Origin of the sequence: Paenibacillus sp. FSL R5-0475, assembly GCF_038004585.1 — a bacterium.
Lineage (GTDB): Bacteria > Bacillota > Bacilli > Paenibacillales > Paenibacillaceae > Paenibacillus_AQ.
Genome location: NZ_JBBORK010000001.1, coordinates 3,816,765 through 3,834,608, shown reverse-complemented (window position 1 = coordinate 3,834,608; position 17,844 = coordinate 3,816,765). Strand labels below are relative to the sequence as shown.

Annotated in this window: 17 protein-coding genes and 3 tRNA genes; 17 read left to right on the top strand and 3 right to left on the bottom strand. The window is 42.2% G+C overall.

Translation table 11 applies throughout. The features are described 5' to 3' along the window. Nucleotides 1-22: 22 nt before the first annotated feature. From carA to MKX41_RS17215, 9 genes are all read left to right on the top strand, one after another. A complete protein-coding gene (carA, locus tag MKX41_RS17255) occupies nucleotides 23-1,201 on the top strand; it encodes a glutamine-hydrolyzing carbamoyl-phosphate synthase small subunit (protein ID WP_042190808.1) in 1,179 nt (392 codons plus the stop codon). Between the two features lies 1 nt (nucleotide 1,202). Then, entirely contained in the window at nucleotides 1,203-4,430 is a 3,228-nt protein-coding gene (carB, locus tag MKX41_RS17250; RefSeq protein WP_340972143.1) for a carbamoyl-phosphate synthase large subunit, read from the top strand. Between the two features lie 141 nt (nucleotides 4,431-4,571). Then, the gene (pyrF, locus tag MKX41_RS17245; RefSeq protein WP_340974962.1) at nucleotides 4,572-5,288 is read left to right on the top strand and encodes an orotidine-5'-phosphate decarboxylase; all 717 of its coding nucleotides are present in this window, start codon (nucleotides 4,572-4,574) and stop codon (nucleotides 5,286-5,288) included. Beyond that, nucleotides 5,285-5,923, top strand: a complete 639-nt coding sequence (gene pyrE, locus MKX41_RS17240) for an orotate phosphoribosyltransferase (RefSeq protein WP_340972141.1) — start codon at nucleotides 5,285-5,287, stop codon at nucleotides 5,921-5,923. Before pyrF ends, pyrE begins: the two co-directional genes overlap by 4 nt. A 544-nt stretch (nucleotides 5,924-6,467) precedes the next feature. Further along, a complete protein-coding gene (locus MKX41_RS17235; RefSeq protein WP_340972139.1) occupies nucleotides 6,468-7,955 on the top strand; it encodes an ABC transporter substrate-binding protein in 1,488 nt (495 codons plus the stop codon). 112 nt (nucleotides 7,956-8,067) lie between these two features. Next, nucleotides 8,068-8,232 carry a hypothetical protein gene (locus MKX41_RS17230; protein WP_019909365.1) on the top strand — a complete coding sequence of 55 codons (165 nt, stop codon included), beginning with the start codon at nucleotides 8,068-8,070 and terminating at the stop codon, nucleotides 8,230-8,232. Nucleotides 8,233-8,314: 82 nt separating this feature from the next. After that, nucleotides 8,315-8,391 (top strand) — tRNA-Met (locus tag MKX41_RS17225). A gap of 44 nt (nucleotides 8,392-8,435) precedes the next feature. Beyond that, a tRNA-Ile gene (locus tag MKX41_RS17220) sits at nucleotides 8,436-8,509 on the top strand. 542 nt (nucleotides 8,510-9,051) lie between these two features. Continuing rightward, nucleotides 9,052-9,642, top strand: a complete 591-nt coding sequence (locus MKX41_RS17215) for an HNH endonuclease signature motif containing protein (protein ID WP_340972137.1) — start codon at nucleotides 9,052-9,054, stop codon at nucleotides 9,640-9,642. On the opposite strand, the gene MKX41_RS17210 is transcribed toward MKX41_RS17215, so the two are convergent. Then, a complete protein-coding gene (locus MKX41_RS17210; protein WP_340972134.1) occupies nucleotides 9,620-10,003 on the bottom strand; it encodes a hypothetical protein in 384 nt (127 codons plus the stop codon). The two genes, MKX41_RS17215 and MKX41_RS17210, sit on opposite strands and share 23 nt — an antisense overlap. Nucleotides 10,004-10,436: 433 nt before the next feature. Between MKX41_RS17210 and MKX41_RS17205 the strand changes: the two genes are divergently transcribed. The 7 genes from MKX41_RS17205 (at nucleotide 10,437) to MKX41_RS17175 (ending at nucleotide 15,701) form a co-directional block, all read left to right on the top strand. Continuing rightward, nucleotides 10,437-11,132 carry a hypothetical protein gene (locus MKX41_RS17205; RefSeq protein WP_340972132.1) on the top strand — a complete coding sequence of 232 codons (696 nt, stop codon included), beginning with the start codon at nucleotides 10,437-10,439 and terminating at the stop codon, nucleotides 11,130-11,132. A gap of 263 nt (nucleotides 11,133-11,395) precedes the next feature. Continuing rightward, complete coding sequence (locus tag MKX41_RS17200) at nucleotides 11,396-11,938, top strand: hypothetical protein (protein ID WP_340972129.1); 543 nt, start codon at nucleotides 11,396-11,398, stop codon at nucleotides 11,936-11,938. Between the two features lie 238 nt (nucleotides 11,939-12,176). Then, nucleotides 12,177-12,422: a hypothetical protein gene (locus tag MKX41_RS17195; protein WP_340972126.1), complete on the top strand. Its 246-nt coding sequence runs from the start codon at nucleotides 12,177-12,179 to the stop codon at nucleotides 12,420-12,422. Nucleotides 12,423-12,653: 231 nt separating this feature from the next. Continuing rightward, nucleotides 12,654-12,917 (top strand): hypothetical protein, encoded by a 264-nt coding sequence (locus MKX41_RS17190; protein ID WP_340972124.1) that lies wholly within the window; start codon nucleotides 12,654-12,656, stop codon nucleotides 12,915-12,917. 269 nt (nucleotides 12,918-13,186) lie between these two features. Continuing rightward, the gene (locus MKX41_RS17185; RefSeq protein ID WP_340972122.1) at nucleotides 13,187-14,038 is read left to right on the top strand and encodes a hypothetical protein; all 852 of its coding nucleotides are present in this window, start codon (nucleotides 13,187-13,189) and stop codon (nucleotides 14,036-14,038) included. 74 nt (nucleotides 14,039-14,112) lie between these two features. Then, nucleotides 14,113-14,646: a ParB N-terminal domain-containing protein gene (locus tag MKX41_RS17180; RefSeq protein WP_340972119.1), complete on the top strand. Its 534-nt coding sequence runs from the start codon at nucleotides 14,113-14,115 to the stop codon at nucleotides 14,644-14,646. Further along, on the top strand, nucleotides 14,643-15,701 hold the full coding sequence (locus tag MKX41_RS17175) for a DNA cytosine methyltransferase (RefSeq protein WP_340972116.1): 1,059 nt from the start codon (nucleotides 14,643-14,645) through the stop codon (nucleotides 15,699-15,701). The genes MKX41_RS17180 and MKX41_RS17175 overlap by 4 nt, the downstream gene beginning before the upstream one ends. A gap of 227 nt (nucleotides 15,702-15,928) precedes the next feature. Here MKX41_RS17175 and MKX41_RS17170 read toward each other — a convergent pair whose 3' ends face one another. Continuing rightward, a complete protein-coding gene (locus MKX41_RS17170; RefSeq protein WP_340972114.1) occupies nucleotides 15,929-16,711 on the bottom strand; it encodes a hypothetical protein in 783 nt (260 codons plus the stop codon). Nucleotides 16,712-17,112: 401 nt separating this feature from the next. On the opposite strand from MKX41_RS17170, the gene MKX41_RS17165 reads away from it, so the two are divergent. After that, nucleotides 17,113-17,178: transfer RNA gene (locus MKX41_RS17165), tRNA-Met, on the top strand. Nucleotides 17,179-17,469: 291 nt separating this feature from the next. Here MKX41_RS17165 and MKX41_RS17160 read toward each other — a convergent pair. Continuing rightward, nucleotides 17,470-17,751, bottom strand: coding sequence for a site-specific integrase (locus MKX41_RS17160; protein ID WP_340972113.1), 282 nt, complete (start codon nucleotides 17,749-17,751; stop codon nucleotides 17,470-17,472). Nucleotides 17,752-17,844 lie beyond the last annotated feature (93 nt).

Below are 17,844 nucleotides of genomic sequence, written 5' to 3'. Positions count from 1 at the left end.
AAACAAGAAGGAGTGGAATGGAATGCAGGCGAGATTGCTGCTGCAAGACGGAACTTTATTTACAGGTACCGCATTTGGCGCTGAGGGCGAGAAGACAGGCGAGGTTGTTTTTAATACAGGAATTACAGGATATCAAGAGGTGCTGTCTGACCCTTCATATTGCGGACAAATCGTTACAATGACTTACCCATTGATCGGGAACTACGGGATTACTCGGGATGACTTTGAATCTGTTCGACCTTTCGTACACGGCTTTGTAGTGCGCCGTCATGAAGAAGTACCTAGTAACTGGCGTGCTGAATATAGTGTGGACGACTTGTTGAAAGAATACGATATTCCAGGGATCAGCGAGATTGATACTCGGATGTTGACTCGGATTATTCGCCACTACGGAACAATGAAAGCGATCCTGACCACCTCTAACAAACGTGTAGAGGAACTGATGGAAATGATGGGAAATACTACGATTGAGGAATTGCGCAATCAGGTAGCTCGTACATCAACTGCAAGTTCGTACAGCAGCCCAGGCAACAAAGAAAGAATTGTACTTGTGGATTACGGTGCGAAGGCTGGTATCTTACGTGAGCTTAACGAACGTGGTTGTGATGTTGTTGTAGTGCCACATGATGTAAAAGCGGAAGAAGTTCGCCGTCTGAACCCAGATGGTATCCTACTGTCCAACGGCCCTGGGGACCCGAAAGATGTGCCTCACGCTGTCAAGACGATTTCCGAATTGCTTGGTGAATATCCGATCTTCGGCATCTGCCTTGGTCATCAGTTGTTTGCACTTGCTTGTGGAGCGGATACAGAGAAGCTGAAATTCGGTCACCGCGGTGGGAATCACCCTGTGAAGGAACTGGAAAGCGGACGCTGCTTCATCACTTCCCAGAACCATGGTTATACCGTGAATGAGGAATCTGTGAAGAACACTGAACTAGAAGTTACTCACATTAATAATAATGATAAGACTGTTGAAGGTATTAAACATACTCGTTACCCAGCATTTTCGGTGCAATATCATCCAGAAGCGGCGCCAGGACCACATGACAGCAGCTACTTGTTCGATCGCTTCCTTCAATTGATTGCCGATCATAAAGCAAAGACACCTGTTGTTTCACGTCAGGCACAACTTGCGGCAAACGCCAGAATCACGGCGCCAAAAACTAACTTACAGCTTGAAGCCGTGAAAGGAGCTCTATAACATGCCAAAGAACGATAAACTTAAAAAAATACTAGTGATCGGTTCCGGACCGATCGTCATCGGCCAAGCAGCGGAGTTTGACTACGCAGGAACTCAGGCTTGCCAAGCTCTTAAAGAAGAAGGCGTGGAAGTCGTACTGATTAACAGCAATCCAGCAACGATTATGACAGATACAAATATTGCAGATAAAGTGTACATCGAGCCTATTACGCTTGAATTCGTAACTGCGATTATTCGCCAAGAGCGTCCAGATGGATTGCTTCCAACGCTGGGCGGTCAAACTGGCCTAAATATGGCTGTAGAATTGGCTCGTGCAGGTGTACTTGAGCAAGAGAATGTTAAGCTTCTCGGTACACAGCTTGATTCCATTGAGAAAGCAGAGGATCGCGATTTGTTCCGTGATCTAATGCGTGAATTGGATCAACCTGTACCGGACAGCACCATTATCACTACTGTAGATGAAGCAATGAAATTCGCTGAGGAAATTGGATTCCCTCTGATTGTACGTCCAGCTTATACGCTTGGCGGCACAGGCGGCGGGATCTGCGATAACGAAGAAGAGCTGCGTGAAACCGTCAAAGCAGGAATTCGTTACAGCCCGATCGGACAATGTCTGGTTGAGAAGAGTATTGCCGGCATGAAGGAAGTTGAATACGAGGTTATGCGTGATGCTAATGATAACTGTATCGTTGTCTGCAACATGGAGAACTTTGATCCTGTAGGTGTACATACAGGTGACAGTATCGTTGTGGCACCTAGCCAGACGTTATCGGATCGCGAATACCAAATGCTGCGCACAGCTTCGCTCAAAATCATCCGCGCCCTGAATATTGAGGGTGGATGTAACGTACAATTCGCACTTGATCCGCAAAGTTATCAATATTATGTAATCGAAGTAAACCCGCGTGTCAGCCGTTCCTCGGCTTTGGCGTCCAAAGCAACTGGATATCCAATTGCCAAAATGGCTGCCAAAATCGCGATGGGTTACACGCTGGATGAAATCGTCAATCCGGTAACCGGACAGACTTATGCATGCTTCGAGCCTACACTTGACTATATTGTAAGTAAAATTCCACGCTGGCCGTTCGACAAGTTCATTCATGCGAACCGTAAGCTGGGTACGCAAATGAAAGCGACAGGCGAAGTAATGGCGATCGGCCGTACTTTTGAAGAATCGATTCACAAAGCGATTCGTTCTTTGGAAATTGGTGTTCACCGGTTCCGTCTGCCAGGTGCAGAGGCACTGGAAGAGAGCGTGCTGCGTGAACGTCTTGCGAAGCCTGACGATGAGCGTCTGTTCCTGATTGCTGAAGCTTTCCGCCGTGGTTACGGTTTGCAAGAAATCCAGGATATTACGAACGTGGACTGGTGGTTCCTCTCCAAAATTGAAGGTTTGATTAACTTTGAAGAGGTTATTCGCGGCGAAGAAACGTTGTCTGCGGAAACTCTATACCAAGCGAAACGTAAAGGCTTTACAGACCGTGCGATTGCTGAGATTCGTGCAGAAGGACAAGCGAACGGGAAATTTACCAAAGAAGCTGATGTGCGCGCGCTACGTTTGGAGCAAGGTTTAACACCTGTGTTCAAAATGGTAGATACTTGTGCGGCGGAGTTCGAAGCTACTACACCTTACTACTACTCGACTTATGAGACTGAGAACGAAGTCATTCATTCTGACAAGCAAAAGGTTATCGTGTTGGGATCTGGTCCAATCCGGATCGGTCAAGGGATTGAGTTCGATTACTCCACAGTGCATGCGGTATGGGCTATTCAGAAGGCTGGATATGAAGCGGTTATCATCAATAATAACCCTGAGACGGTATCTACAGACTTCAATACTTCGGACCGGTTGTATTTTGAACCTCTATTCTTCGAAGATGTTATGAACGTAATTGCGCAAGAGAATCCGATTGGGGTTATCGTTCAATTCGGAGGTCAGACAGCGATTAACCTTGCGGCACCTCTAAGTGCTGCTGGTGTGAAGATTCTTGGAACTAGCCTTGATAGCATTGATGAAGCTGAGAACCGTAAGAAATTCGAAGCTTTGCTGGCACGCCTTGATATCGCTCAACCGAAAGGAAAGACGGTTACCGACGTGGATCAAGCTGTAGAAACTGCACAATCCCTTGGGTATCCGGTGCTGGTACGTCCTTCCTACGTACTAGGCGGACGTGCAATGGAAATCGTATATAACGATACTGAACTACTTAGCTACATGGTAGAAGCGGTGAAAGTGAATCCAGAGCATCCGGTATTGATTGACCGTTACATGTTAGGTAAAGAGGTTGAGGTAGACGCGATTTGTGATGGTGAGACAGTAGTTATTCCGGGCATCATGGAACATGTCGAACGCGCAGGTGTTCACTCCGGTGACTCTATCGCCGTATATCCTCCGCAATATCTGGATGAAGGTCTAAAAGAGAAAATCGTTGAGATCACAATTAAAATCGCTAAGGAACTGAAGACGATTGGACTGGTCAACATCCAGTTTGTTATCTATCAGAACGAAGTATACGTAATCGAAGTAAATCCACGCTCCTCGCGTACGGTTCCTTTCCTGAGTAAGGTGACAGGAATTCCAATGGCGCATTTGGCAACCAAAATCATTCTCGGCAGCAAGCTGAAGGATGACGGTTATACAGAAGGTTTGTGGCCGGAAAGCGATTATGTATCGGTTAAAGTGCCAGTGTTCTCTTTTGCCAAACTGCGCAGAGTAGAACCTACACTCGGACCTGAAATGAAATCAACCGGTGAGGTTATGGGCCGTGATAAATTGTACGCAAAAGCTTTATACAAAGGTCTGATCGGAGCAGGGATGAAAATTCCAGCCACAGGCGCTATCATCGTTACGGTGGCAGATAAAGATAAAGCAGAAGCTGTAGAACTTATGAAAGGATTCCACTCCATGGGTTACAAAATCATTGCTACTGGAGGCACGGCACAAGCGCTTGAAGAAGCAGGCCTCAACGTAATGAATGTAAACAAGCTGGATGAAGGTGCGCCAAACATTCTCGACTTGATTCGTGGTGGGCAAGCTAACTTCGTCTTTAATACACTGACTAAAGGCAAAACGCCAGAACGTGACGGGTTCCGTATCCGCCGTGAAGCGGTTGAAAATGGCGTCGTATGTATGACTTCACTGGATACAGTGACGGCACTTCTCAGAATGCTGCAGACGATTAACTTCTCGTCACAGTCCATGCCTGCTTTTGTCGGACAATTGAACTAATCTCATAAAGATGCATAGGGCGGTTTGCGTTTACGCAGACCGTTCCGCTATGCCTAGGGTCTAATAAAATAAAGGGTGTGGATGTAGTCTGCACTGGATAGGAGCATGGTTGTGGGAGTAGGAGAAGTAGAGTGGAAAGCAATGGCGAACCGTCTGATGATCGCTTTGGATTATCCTGATGTGACTGGAGCAAGAGCCTTGATCGATAAGCTGGAAGGAATTCCTTGCTATATGAAGGTAGGCATGCAGCTGTTCTATTCGGCAGGACCAGAATTTATTCAAGAGCTGAAATCTCGTGGCTATTCTGTGTTCGTTGACGTGAAAATGCATGATATCCCTAACACGGTAAAAGGTGGCGCTCAAAGTCTTACGAATCTTGGCGCTGATATGTTTAACGTACACGCGGCAGGGGGCTCAGCCATGATGGCTGCAGCACGCGAAGGAGCGGCTTCAGCAGTTAGTGCTAATGCTGCCCTTAAGATGCCTTTGATTATTGCAGTTACCCAGCTAACCAGTACGAGTCAAGAAGTGATGAATAACGAAATTGGGATCGCTGGAGAGGTAGCGGATACTGTGGTAAGATACGCCAAGCTGGCTGCCGATGCGGGTCTAGATGGTGTAGTAGCATCGCCACAAGAGTCCGCAGCTATCGCAGAAGCTTGCGGCCCAGCATTTTGCACGGTTACACCGGGTATCCGGCCAGCAGGTGCTTCCTTGGACGATCAGTCCCGGGTTATGACACCTGGAAAAGCCATTCGTCAGGGTAGTCACTACCTTGTTGTAGGACGGCCGATTACAGCTTCACCAGATCCACGTCAAGCAGCACTAAACATTATTGAGGAGATGACCCTAGCATGAGCTCATTAAATAGAAGTGAACAAGTAGCAAGTTATCTGTTGGAGATTGGAGCAGTAGCACTGCGTCCCCAGGAGCCTTTTACATGGACCTCTGGTATCAAATCGCCGATCTATTGCGACAATCGTCTGACTATGGCTTACCCAGAAGTTCGTAACTATATTGCAGATGCCTTCGCGCAGCTTATTAAGAGCGAGTATTCGGACGCTGAAGTGATCGCAGGTACAGCAACCGCGGGTATTCCACACGCGGCTTGGGTAGCAGATAAACTGAACCTGCCAATGGCTTATATCCGTGATAAAGCTAAAGGCCACGGCAAGCAGAATCAGATCGAAGGTCTGATTAAACCGGGACAAAAGGTTGTTGTTATTGAAGATCTGATCTCCACAGGTGGAAGCTCCGTCAAAGCGGCTCAGGCCGTGCAAGAAGCTGGCGCAGAAGTGCTGGCTGTACTCGCAATCTTCAGCTATGAGCTGGACCGTGCAGTGGATGCTTTTGCTGCAGCTGAAATGCCATTACAAAGCTTGTCCAACTACAGCACATTGATTGATGTGGCTCTTGCACAAGGTAAAATTGAATCGACGGACGTAGAAGTACTGAAATCTTGGAGAAAAGATCCTTCATCATTTGGTGTTTAAGCTTAAATAAATGAGTATAGTTTAGGCGAGCCTCTCACTTTTCAGTGAGGGGCTTTTATTTTTTAACAGACACAACATACTCAACTGTCATCCAAGACACGAATAGTTGTATTTTGTACACTTAAACTAACTTTTCTTAGAGGAATTGGCACTATAGTTGCACTTTGTGCAATTATAATCAGCCTAGTATCTGCCGAAACCTTCTAGTAACGGTTATTAATTGTACAGAGTGCAATTAAAAGGAAAAATAAAATAAATGAGTTCTAATAGTTGCAGAAAGTACAACTATCCAGTCGTGGAGGGTAGGATTGTGTCGGTCAGCGGAGATGTAGCAAGTGAGCAAGTGTGAGTGGGAAAGTGGAGATTGTGTATCTGCAAAAGCTCCTAGTAACATTTTTATGAGAATAATATGAAGAAATCGTAGTATAACTTTAAACGTCCTGTAACTTCCCTTCTTGATTAAAGCTTTATACTGTTACTAGGATTATGGATTATTTATCCATAAGATGTAGAAGAATCAAGTATTTTATGGGAGGATATAATAATGAATCATATAAACAACAATAAACGGCTGTGGCGCCGCTGGTTAAGCCTTGGGGTATGCGCTGCGCTGATACTACCACTAATCTCTGATGGGTGGAATACGGCTTGGGCTGAGCCTTCTAAGGCTTCAGTGGAGCAACGTGTATTGCGTATTGGGAGTCTATGGTCTGGGGAGGACGATTCGTTTTTTCGTCAGCAGTTTACAGATATGTATGAATTGCAGCATCCAGAAATCAAATTGGAGATTATTCCGGCTATAGATACGAATGACCTTCGGTACAATAACACCTCCTCAGACGCAAGCTCTGACAATTTGGAAAATATCCGGGCGATTATGGGCGGGGATAAGCCTGTTGATGTGATCGTCGGTGATAGCGCATTAGTGAAGAGTTTGGTGGATCATAATCTTGTCCAATCGCTGGAGCCGCTTATAGCGCGTGATCAGTATGATTTAAGCAATATGGCGCCTACGATGCTGAATGGAGTTCGTGAACTGGGTAGAGGAAGTCTTTTTGCGTTGGCACCGATCTTCTCGTCTAGTGCGCTTTTTTATAATAAGGAAATCTTTGATGCTGCTGGTGTGGGCTATCCAACGGACAAGATGACTTGGAATGAACTGTTTACGCTGGCAGATAAGGTGACGAAGAAGTCATCTAATAAAGAAACTCGGATATACGGGTTCTCGATGAACCGTTACTTAAGTGATCCATTCTGGGATATGCAGAGCTATGTCGCACCGCTAGAACTTACGATGTACGATAATAAGGGTCAGCACATGACTGTAAATACTACACAGTGGAATCAGGCTTGGACTACTTACAGCCAGTTGGTTAAGAAACAAATTGTACCTGAGTTAAATGGGTTGGATTTTGCAGGAACAGAAGGGAATGCCTACAGTCCAATCCAAGGCGATCTGTTCCTCACAGGAAAAGCAGCAATGGTCGTTGGAGAATATGGTTATCTCAATGAACTGGCGGGAGTGGCCCGTAATGCTGCTAAGATCAAAAATTACAGTCCCATCAAATGGGGTGTGGTTACTGTACCTACCTTTCAGGAAAAACCGGATGTTGCCATTGGAACATGGCTTGGTAATATGATGGCTATTAGTTCTACGGCTACTAATAAGGAAGATGCCTGGGATTTGATTAAGTTCGTCAACAGTAATGAGGTTGCGAAAATTAAAGCCCATAACAAGAGTGAACTGACTTCCCGTAAGGATTATATTACCGCTCAGACCCCTTCTGTAAATTTGGAAGCTTTTTATACGCTTAAGCCTTTACCTGCAACGGATCCTTTATTGATCAGTTTACAGATGCAGAAGCCTGGAATTAGCCGGATTAGTGATGTTGGACGTCAATTATTCATTGACGTTTATCAGGGGAAGAAAACCGTCGAGAATGCACTCAAAGCTTGGGAGAAGCAAGGGAATACCATGCTGGATACACTTGAAAAAGATCCAACGGTCTATTTTGACTCGATCGGTGAATGACTCTGGAATATGCCCTAAGCCACCAGTTTTCTGGTGGCTTATTTTGTGGAACTTGGGCATGATAAGTTCAGAGCGGTGTATCATAAATTTGCGAAAAGGAGAAGAGGGCATCATGAATTGGATATACTTCGCGAAACTGTTCAGGACTAGATTTCAAGCAGGTTGTTTGGCTAAAAGATTGGAGCAAGATGGCTGGATTTACGGTTATCATGACCCGCGTTTTGTAGAAATTTATCGATCCCGTAAGGGAAGGTACGGGGTTAGATTTCTGCCTTGAGAACTTTTATAAATTCTTCCTTGACGTAGACCCGATTTGTACTGTATATTATTTATTGTCGCTGTTTGAATATTTTTTCTGACGCGGGGTGGAGCAGCCCGGTAGCTCGTCGGGCTCATAACCCGAAGGCCGCAGGTTCAAATCCTGCCCCCGCAACCAATTTATTTACAACAGCAATTCTACATTCGGATATTTTTAGATCCGGGCCCTTAGCTCAGTTGGTTAGAGCGGTCGGCTCATAACCGATTGGTCGGGGGTTCGAGTCCCTCAGGGCCCACTTAACAAAAACCCTTACTTTGTAAGGGTTTTTTGCTGTCTATAGGATTAGTGATATAAAGAAAATAGGATGGGGAAAGACCAGAATTTTGCGCTTGCTAACGGATTTGCTAACGGAAATTATTTTTCTGCAGTTTCGAGCTGTTTTTCAGCGTATTTATTCAGTTCTGCTTCAATTTTGTCAACGGCCTCTTCCTGCATGATTGGGAGTAGGTGTGAGTATCGTTTGTTGAACATCGCTGGAGTCATACCCAGTGGTTCAGCAGAGCGAAGGCAGTAACAAGCATTGCTTCCCAAATCATTGCAAACGGATCTCTGGTGTTGGATGCCATCAAGCTGACTGACGACAAGATGAATGCTAATATGGCTATCCCTAAGATGCTGGAGGGATGATTGATGTTTCGATACAGTTTGGAGCACAAGGAATTTATCAGCACCAACATTCATGGACGATATGTTCTGGAATTGACTTCAATGTTTAATGAGAAGTTCGAAGTGTAGATCCAGCCTTCGCAAATGCGAGCCTTTATCAAAAATAACGGGTTGAAGAGCGGAATCGATGCCAGGATCAAACTAGGTAGCGTTCCACCCAATAAGGGAAAGAAGAAGTTATGGACCGGTGGCGAGGATACTCAATTCAAGAAGGGCCATAAGCCGCACAATTATGTTCCTGTAGGCTCTGAGAGGGTTAACGGGGATGATTATGTAGATATAAAGATTGCTGATCCGAATATGTGGCGCGGGAAGCACCTACTAATTTGGGAGCAGCAATGCGGGCACGCCGTTCCGAGGGGACATGCTGTCATATTCGGGGATGGGGACAGGCGAAATTTCGATTCGGATAATTTGATTCTGGTTACCCGCGGACAGCTGGCCATCATGAATAACAGAGGGTTTATTCAAAAGGATGCTGAGCTCACGAGGACCGGTATTATTTTGGCTGACATTATTAAGAAAATCGGTGAAAGAAAGCGAAGCAAACGTATACCGGAAGGAGAACATTTTGGATGGGTAAAGGTGCTGAACTTATTGAAATGCACCTGCAGTAAGACTGGAATTGGGAGGGGCATGAAAGTCAGCCTCATGAAGATGAATGAGGCCGATCAAACCATTACCCATAAACTGTTGCAGTAGCGTTAATAGGACCACCTACAATAAATTCATTAGCTGTATCCGCGTAACCGAATACTTGGATAACATGGTGGCCTGGAGTTACATTCGACACTATCGTTGAAAAAGTAATCTGTTGGGATTCGTTCACGGCCTCAATCATCGTTTGTCCCGTAAGCACACCATCAAGGTAGACTTCAAAAGTTGCAACAACTGAATTAGTGGGTGGATCGGAACCAATACACGAAAGAATGTTTAGAACGTTTATTGGTGTTGCTACGAATATACCAAATTCGAGTAATAACCCCGGTACGGTAGTAAGAGAGATTCCAGTGTCGTCCAAATTCGTAAGCAGAGAACTATTAAAGTTGATAACACTAAGCATTTTTGTTCCTCCTTCTTTTAGTTATATAAAATAATATGTTTGGATATGAAAAAAAGAGTGGTTAAAACGGAAAAGAAAAATATCAAAACGCAACCTAGGTTGAAGTAGAGAGCTTTTGGCGAGGTCCGGGTGACCCTGAGAAAAAGGGAAGAGGAGAAGACAGATATACAGTGCAGATAAGTGTATGGAATGCGGAAAACCCATCGAATATGAGCCTGAATACTGTTGCGATGGACGGGAGTGCGGATGCAGGGGCTTGCCTATTGAACCACCATTATGTAATACCTGCTGGGATAAGTTCTTGATAAATAAGGGAGGAGGAGGGAGTTATGACAATCAGAGCATTAACGAATCGTCATAAGTTGTCCTTATTTTCATTAGTTGATTTCCGATATATAGTAATATAGGGAAATAAGTACTGAGGAGAAATAAGATGACAAACTCAACGATCAAGAAGTACAAAAACATTGAAAGCTACTTTAAAGAGGAATTTGGAATAAAGATGATTTCATGGAAAGGAATAACAATAAAGGGGTTAGAAGCAGCCAAGAAAAATTTGCTGGATAAGGAAGTTAGTGAGCTTAGAGTACTGAAATCCGATGCCAGTTCGTTAAGTGAGTGGATTAAAACTTTAACAATCTTATTCACGGTTTTGGGTCTTGTTTTTACAATGGTTGCAGGAGTAATTACTAATACTAATCAGAGTTACGACAACATTGATAACTCTATAACCGATGCTGCTAGAGATATGACTATAGAACAAATCAAAGAAGCTAATGTTCCTAATCTAAAAAATAAACAAATCGCCAACGCTTATGATGAAGCGGCAAAGATTAAGCGTGAAAGAACTGCTGATACTTACTTTTTAACCGCTGTAATGTATCTTGTTTTTATTATATTTATTTTAATATGTTTAATGTATTTCAATTTCATGGCAAAAAAAATTTTTGCTATGAATAACATCATTAATGAAGCTATAGAGGAGAAAAAGGAAATACTTCATATTGTAAAGGAATTAAAAAGAGAAGATGATGCACGTAATAAAGAAATCGAAGCTGAGACGGCAAAAGAGAAACTTAGAATTGTAAAACTGAGACAAGAACGTCTTGATATGAAATATAAAAAATAGCCGCTTTTTGACCGTTATTTGACCGCACATTGACCGTTCATTTGGCTTTGATCATGATATATTTGTATTGTGAAAATTAGGCGAGAGTGACACGCACGGCTACAGAAATGTAGCAGTAACCGGGGCGTACCTCCTCTGGCTTTTTGTATTTTTGATTTTCTCAAAATAGTGGGTAAAACATAGAAATAGAAAGGAATGCACTATCAGAGTGTCTCTTTTCGAAAACAGCAAGTTTTCTGACAGTTTGTGATTACAGCGCACTCTTGTTTGGATTATTTCAACAATATTCCAGAAAGAAGGCGAAGAAAATAACTGTCCAAAATATAACTTTAAACGAAATACTACCAAATACAAAGCTAGGAATTAAATGGGCCATAGAGTGGTTGAAGTCCCAAAAAGCAAAAGAAGTAAATAGCACTGGATCATTGGTTACGGGCCTTATTGGTGATATTTCATATGGTTTTTGGATAATTCCCCGTGATCATAAGGATATTAAAAACCCTCTAGAACAGGTCACAATCAAAAAAACAGAGTACAACAAGTTTAAAGAAAATTTAATTAGAGTTGATAAGGCTTTTTTACTAATACCACGAACTTACAGACGGCTAATAAGCGAGGGGAAAAGCGAATATTGGAAGGATATATCCTATTTCGTTCAAATTCCACACCAAGTATTAGTAGATGAGATCGTAAATAAAAAACCAAGAACTCCAACATCTGAAACTACAATAAATATTGGATTCTCTGAGAAGCAAATTGATAAATGGGAGGCAAGAGGGGTTTTATATTTCCCCTTCTTCGAATAGCGAGAGATTAAGAGTTTTAGATACAACCATAGTTAAGACATTTCTTTGATCTTTTCTACTTGACTCTAAATTATATCTAATATTAAAATGGTCTTGTTCTCCTTTGTAACAATGGAGATAAAGATTTTAAGCAAAGAGCACAGCGCATTTGCTACGGACCGGAGCGGACGCCATGCTTTTATTTTGTATTGCAGGAATTTTATTCCTTCTGTCGAAATTCAGTGGCAGGAGGTGTTATATGATCAATTTTGGAGATTCAGTGGGAAAAACTTTTAATGCGATGGCTTGGGCAATAGCTGAAGGATTAGGTTTGTATTTGGTTTTTCCTATGCTGGTAACTGCGATACTCTTACGGATTTTGAGAGTAAAAGGTGAAGCGCATAAGTTTTTAGTTGGGATTGTTGGTCTAGTAGGGCTTTATCTCTTCTTCCAATATGGAATAGATGATTTTGGCGCAAAAATACAGCAAGTTAGCACACAATAATACATATTCGTGAAGTCGCTCATTACTGGGCGGCTTTTTTTCTATTGGGGGTAATTAATTTGAAGAAGCAACAGCAGCGGCGTTTAAAAGATCCGCCTCGGCAGCCAACTAAGTGTAAGGGTTGCATATGGGGGCGCTGGGAAGGAACTGCACAGTTTTGTTCTAGGGTGAAATGCCAGAAGGGAAAAACTCCCTGAGCGTCGAAATATGATGTCGAAAGGAGATGCAGTGATGCAAGCAAAAAAGCCTATTGAACTTCTTAGGGAAGATGATCAGAGGAGTATTTACATCGTTCAAAGTAAGCTGAAGAATGGAACTGCTGATTTTTCTGACCTTGGAGAAGTAATGAGAGTTGTACAACAAAATCCAACTGCTTTAAATTCTTTCGGGATAACTATGATTGTAAGAATAGCAGAACTTCATTTTAAAAGACCGGATTTCGTGGATTATGGATACACTCTCGATAATTTAAATTCAGCTTTTGGAATCCGATAATAATTAAGAGTAGCACCTAATGTAGAGTTGGGTGCTTTTTTCATGCTTAGAATTGACCTTCTGTGAGCCATTCTCAGGCTTTATATCAAGAACGTGTGTTTGTGTGGTCAAGCTCAGAAAAAAGCATGATGAGCAGGTTCTCTTCGTCTCCGACTGAGTTTGCGCCAATCCCTAGATGAAAAACCAACTCAACACAAATAATTGTAAAAAGAATTAAAAAAGGATATTAGGAAACGATAATTCCATTACGATATGGAGGTAATTTGATAATGGGATTTCGAAGTTTGAAGATATCTACCGATGTTGTTACACATGCAGCGAAAAACCTCGTGCAAAGTACAAATGATGCTGCTGCAAAAGCTGCTTCAAGAGCTGCTGCAAGAGCCGCTCGAATAGCTGAGAGAGAAGCACGTAGAGCTATAAGAGAAGCGGAGGAAAGAGCAGAACTTGAAGCAAAACGAATAGCCGAGGAATTGGAAAAGAAAGCACGTGAAGCTGAAGAAGCAGCGAAAGCTCAGGCAGCAGCCCAACTTGAAGCTGCTGCAAAAGAATTAAGAGAAAGAACAGAGGCCTTGATTAAAAACCAAGTAAATAGTGCACTATCAAATATTAATCAAAATCTGGAAGGCCTTAATGAACAAGGAAAACAATTAGTAGCAAAGCTTCAGGAGTTACGAGACTTAACTGATTTAGATAAGCTAAAAGCTGAAGTTCTTAACAGAGCGGAAGAACTCGGTGAAGAATATTTAAAAGAAAAATTAGCACCAATTGAGAGTCAACTTTCAATTAGTGCTATTCCGGATCTGGAACTCAACTTAGATAAAGCTACTTTATTAGTGCAGCTAAACATTTACTTTTTATTACCAGAAGACAAAGATAAATCTACCTCTGAATTTGCTATTGCTTCAATTAATTCGGAAATTTCACAATCAATATCCCAACTAACTGCTCCAAGTGTTTCTGCTAAGTTTAATTTTAATAAAGAAAGAATTTCAGACGTAATACAAAATAAAATTGAATCAGAGAAGGACCAGCTTGTACAAATGTTTTTTGAAATGTTTTTCTCTGAATATTTAACAGTATTCAAAAAAATACAAGAAGTATTGCCTGACCTTTTTTAATAAGGATAATCGTGTGACAGTACCCTAATTTGGGTGCTGTTTTTTAATTTGTTTTTATTTAATTGGAGGTTTCTATGGACATCAGAATTATCCCGATCGAGCAGCTCAATGCAGCTGTCTATAACCCCCGGAACCTTAAGCCAGGCGACTCAGAGTATGAAAAGCTTCGACGCAGCCTAGACGAATTCGGGTATGTAGACCCGATCGTTTGGAACGAACAGACCGGCAACATGGTCGGCGGCCATCAGCGGTATAAGGTGCTTGTCAGTGAACAGGGTCTCACAGAGTTGCCCGTATCCGTGGTCAATCTGGATCCTGAGCGTGAGCGGCTACTGAATCTGGCACTGAATAAAGTGTCTGGTCGCTGGGATGACGAGGCGCTGGCGCAATTACTAGGTGAGCTGCAAGAGGGTGGGGCTGATCTGGCGCTGTCCGGTTTTGATGCGGGAGAAGCCGAAAGATTAATTGCTGATTTCACAGAGCCGGCTGCCGATCAGCTTGGAGACTTTCAGACCCGTGAGTTAGATGTCAGTGAATTCGATGAGTCACGCTTTGACTGCAAGTGTCCTCGTTGCGGATTCGTCTTTGATAAAGAGGATGTATCATGAGTCGCCCAGCATGGGATTGGCGGTTATCAGATCTTGCCAGCGTGCCGAAGCATGGACATACCGTGTTCTCTTGCTTTAGCTGCGGTGGTGGCTCAACGATGGGATATAAGTTGGCTGGATACACGGTGCTGGGTAATGTAGAAATCGACCCGCAAATGATGCGGATCTATCGGCAGAATCATAATCCCCGTTATCCGTACCATATGCCTATTCAGGACTTTAAGGAGGTGTCAGATTCAGAGCTGCCGCCGGAATTATTTGACCTGGACATTCTGGATGGTTCGCCGCCATGTAGTGTGTTTTCCATGGCAGGAGATCGAGAGGACAAGTGGGGTGAGGTGCATGCTTTCCGCGAGGGACAGGCAGTGCAGCGACTGGATGATCTTTTCTTTGATTTTTTGGATGTTGCAGAGAAACTCCGACCTAGGTTAATTGTCGCTGAGAACGTGCGAGGAATGATGGTTGGTAAGGCTCGTGGGTTCGTTAGTCTGGTTTTGTCTCGCTTTCGAGAGCTTGGGTATAAGCCACAACTTTTTCTACTAAATTCGGCTACTATGGGCGTTCCTCAAAAACGGGAACGCCTTTTCTTTATCGCTTCTCGGGAGGATCAAGACTTTCCATTGCTCCAATTGGAATTCAACGAGCCGCCTATACTTTATGGAGACATTCGCAGTGGAGACGGCTCTCCGATAAATCCAGATAGCAAGACCTATACTCGCTGGCATAAACGACGTCCACCAGATTTAAATATGGGCGATGTGACTGAACGAGAAGAAGGAAAAATGAGCAATTTCAACACGATTCTGCTTAAAGATCAGAAGGTAGCAAACACTTATTTTTTCTTAGTCTTAATATTAAAATGTAAGGTTGAAATAACAACTATTAATAAAATCACACCTACTACATTAATAAATATAGGCTCATTATTCGAAAGTGACCTTATTAAAATTTTTATATTGATTCCTAGAGCAGCGAACCAACATAAATATACAAATAATTTATTGGTTTTTTTCATACATTTACCTCTCGCTCGTGTGATTACATTAATTATATAAAATTTCGAAAAAATATACATTAAAATAGTCAGGTTGTCGAGAAAACCTGGTTTTACGCAGGGGGGTTAAATTCATCTTGTTATTCTAAAAACTAAGATCCTTAGATCGTTTTAAATCAATTTTTGTTTTGAAAGATGAATCTACCCATATAAAAATCGAAGTGCCGAAAAGTCCTACGGACTTTTTCGGCACTCTAACTGCATTGAAAATACAGTTTTTTTTAAAATCTAAAGAAGGGAATAGGCATTTGCCATGGCTTGATTCATAGAACTCCAAGCGCTATAACCTTGGTAGGCAGTCCATACCACAACACCCCCAGCAGCTATTGCGGCTATTGCATTTGCAAAAGGTATAGCTCCAACTACCCCAAGAATTTCTAAGGCATACATTCCCCCGTAATTATTATAACTATCATAAGAATTTGAAACTTGTGTGGCATACATTTTGAAATCTGAAATCTTAGGATTGTTAGTAGTATTCTTCATTAAGTATACCTCTTTATATGCGTTTTTGACGTCCCTCATATCAAAAGAAACGCCTGAGCCAGTATACATGTAGACTTGAGTTGATGGGTTATCACCATTGTAATATGTATACTTCCAATGCCCGCCTGAGTCCCTTGTAGAAATTTGGGGTTGCTCATAAGGTTCTTGTACCACTAATTCGTTGTTAACATAGTTGTTACCATCTTTATCTACAGAGAAAACAGTTACGATGGTTTCACCTTTTATTTTATCTTTAAATTCAAAATCATTGTCAAAATTATAGGAAACAGTTTCTGAAATAGTAATACTTTTTGTACCTTCGGAGTCATATACAGGGGCATCTATTGTGATTTTTTTAGTCTCTGTGCCCACAATATTCCCATCATAATCCTTGTAATCAGAAGTGAATACTTTTGTTCCCGAATCAACGCTTGTCTGTGCTTCTGCAGCTGAAACTGGAATACTGACACTTAATAAAAATACGACTAGAGCAAGTGGCAAAATACGGTAAAAAAACCTAAACATAATTAAATCCTCCTAATATTTTATTTTTGGAACAAATTAACTATACATATTTTAGGAGAATATAGCAAATTTATTAGAAAAATATTTTATCGTGTAAATAATAGAATATATAGGAATTTTTCTGAAATCTAGTGAAAATAGAGCTTTTTGCAGTAGTGATTATAATAGAATTCTGAAATGTAGTTAAGCACTTTAGTGGTTTGCTAATATTAACTTAGCGACGTTTATTATTTGTTTTGGAATCTATGATAAAGTAGTAAGTATAGTTAAGATCCGGGGATCAAGCTGCAAATGGAATATGGCTATGATTGGATTAAGATCGACGATGGTGTCTCAGTTATAGGTAATTTTTTCTATAGAAGAAATAGAAACGCAGTTAAGCTCATTTTAACCTTTCCCCAAGCTCAGTTGGTTAGAGCGGTCGGCTCATAACCGATTGGTCGGGGGTTCGAGTCCCTCAGGGCCCACTTAGAGAAAACCCTTAATTTGTAAGGGTTTTTTGCTGTCTATAGGTTCCCTTGTAAGTAGAAGTAGAAGTAGAAGTAGAAGAGTTGGAAAAGCGATAAAATTGGAAATGGTCACATTTTGGTCACGGCGTTGTTTGATCCTCTGGTTTCTTGCTCATTTTCATCTTCGTATCTATCAGGTCTGCAGCATCTCTTTGCATATCGGGGAGTAGATGGGAATAAAGTTAGTTTAACATCGCTAGAGTCATACCCAGCCGTTGAGCTACCTTGGATCTATATAGCCTCCACCAGCTAGCAACATACTAAGTGATTTTCCCCGAATAATTTCCCATATTCTTTTTTTATAATCCTCGATTTGTTTGTAGCGTTCTTAAGGTCATCAATAATATTCTGAAAAAGTTTTACCCGTCGTATGGAATCATTCGTCTTCGGGCGTTGAATGACTAAACCATCACGTGTCCAGTTGGCCGTCTGAATCACCTTGAGTTCTTTCTTTTCGAAGTCGATATCACCCCAGCGAAGTCCAAGGATCTCACCACGTCTCATTCCAGTATAAATTGCCAATGAAAACACAATAGACTGGCGGGCGCCTCATCAAGCTAACAGGCAGTAAAGTTTAACTTAAAATAAACTTTCCGTTTCCCGCAGTTAACTTAAGGTGTAATC

Bases quoted from the DNA above. Each gene is read 5' to 3' on its own strand.
- MKX41_RS17185 (WP_340972122.1), top strand. From the start codon at position 13,187: ATGGGATTTCGAAGTTTGAAGATATCTACCGATGTTGTTACACATGCA.
- MKX41_RS17205 (WP_340972132.1), top strand. From the start codon at position 10,437: ATGACAAACTCAACGATCAAGAAGTACAAAAACATTGAAAGCTACTTT.
- pyrE (WP_340972141.1), top strand. From the start codon at position 5,285: ATGAGCTCATTAAATAGAAGTGAACAAGTAGCAAGTTATCTGTTGGAG.
- carB (WP_340972143.1), top strand. From the start codon at position 1,203: ATGCCAAAGAACGATAAACTTAAAAAAATACTAGTGATCGGTTCCGGA.
- MKX41_RS17170 (WP_340972114.1), bottom strand. From the start codon at position 16,711: ATGTTTAGGTTTTTTTACCGTATTTTGCCACTTGCTCTAGTCGTATTT.
- MKX41_RS17195 (WP_340972126.1), top strand. From the start codon at position 12,177: ATGATCAATTTTGGAGATTCAGTGGGAAAAACTTTTAATGCGATGGCT.
- MKX41_RS17190 (WP_340972124.1), top strand. From the start codon at position 12,654: ATGCAAGCAAAAAAGCCTATTGAACTTCTTAGGGAAGATGATCAGAGG.
- MKX41_RS17180 (WP_340972119.1), top strand. From the start codon at position 14,113: ATGGACATCAGAATTATCCCGATCGAGCAGCTCAATGCAGCTGTCTAT.
- MKX41_RS17235 (WP_340972139.1), top strand. From the start codon at position 6,468: ATGAATCATATAAACAACAATAAACGGCTGTGGCGCCGCTGGTTAAGC.
- MKX41_RS17175 (WP_340972116.1), top strand. From the start codon at position 14,643: ATGAGTCGCCCAGCATGGGATTGGCGGTTATCAGATCTTGCCAGCGTG.
- pyrF (WP_340974962.1), top strand. From the start codon at position 4,572: ATGGCGAACCGTCTGATGATCGCTTTGGATTATCCTGATGTGACTGGA.
- MKX41_RS17210 (WP_340972134.1), bottom strand. From the start codon at position 10,003: ATGCTTAGTGTTATCAACTTTAATAGTTCTCTGCTTACGAATTTGGAC.
- MKX41_RS17230 (WP_019909365.1), top strand. From the start codon at position 8,068: ATGAATTGGATATACTTCGCGAAACTGTTCAGGACTAGATTTCAAGCA.
- carA (WP_042190808.1), top strand. From the start codon at position 23: ATGCAGGCGAGATTGCTGCTGCAAGACGGAACTTTATTTACAGGTACC.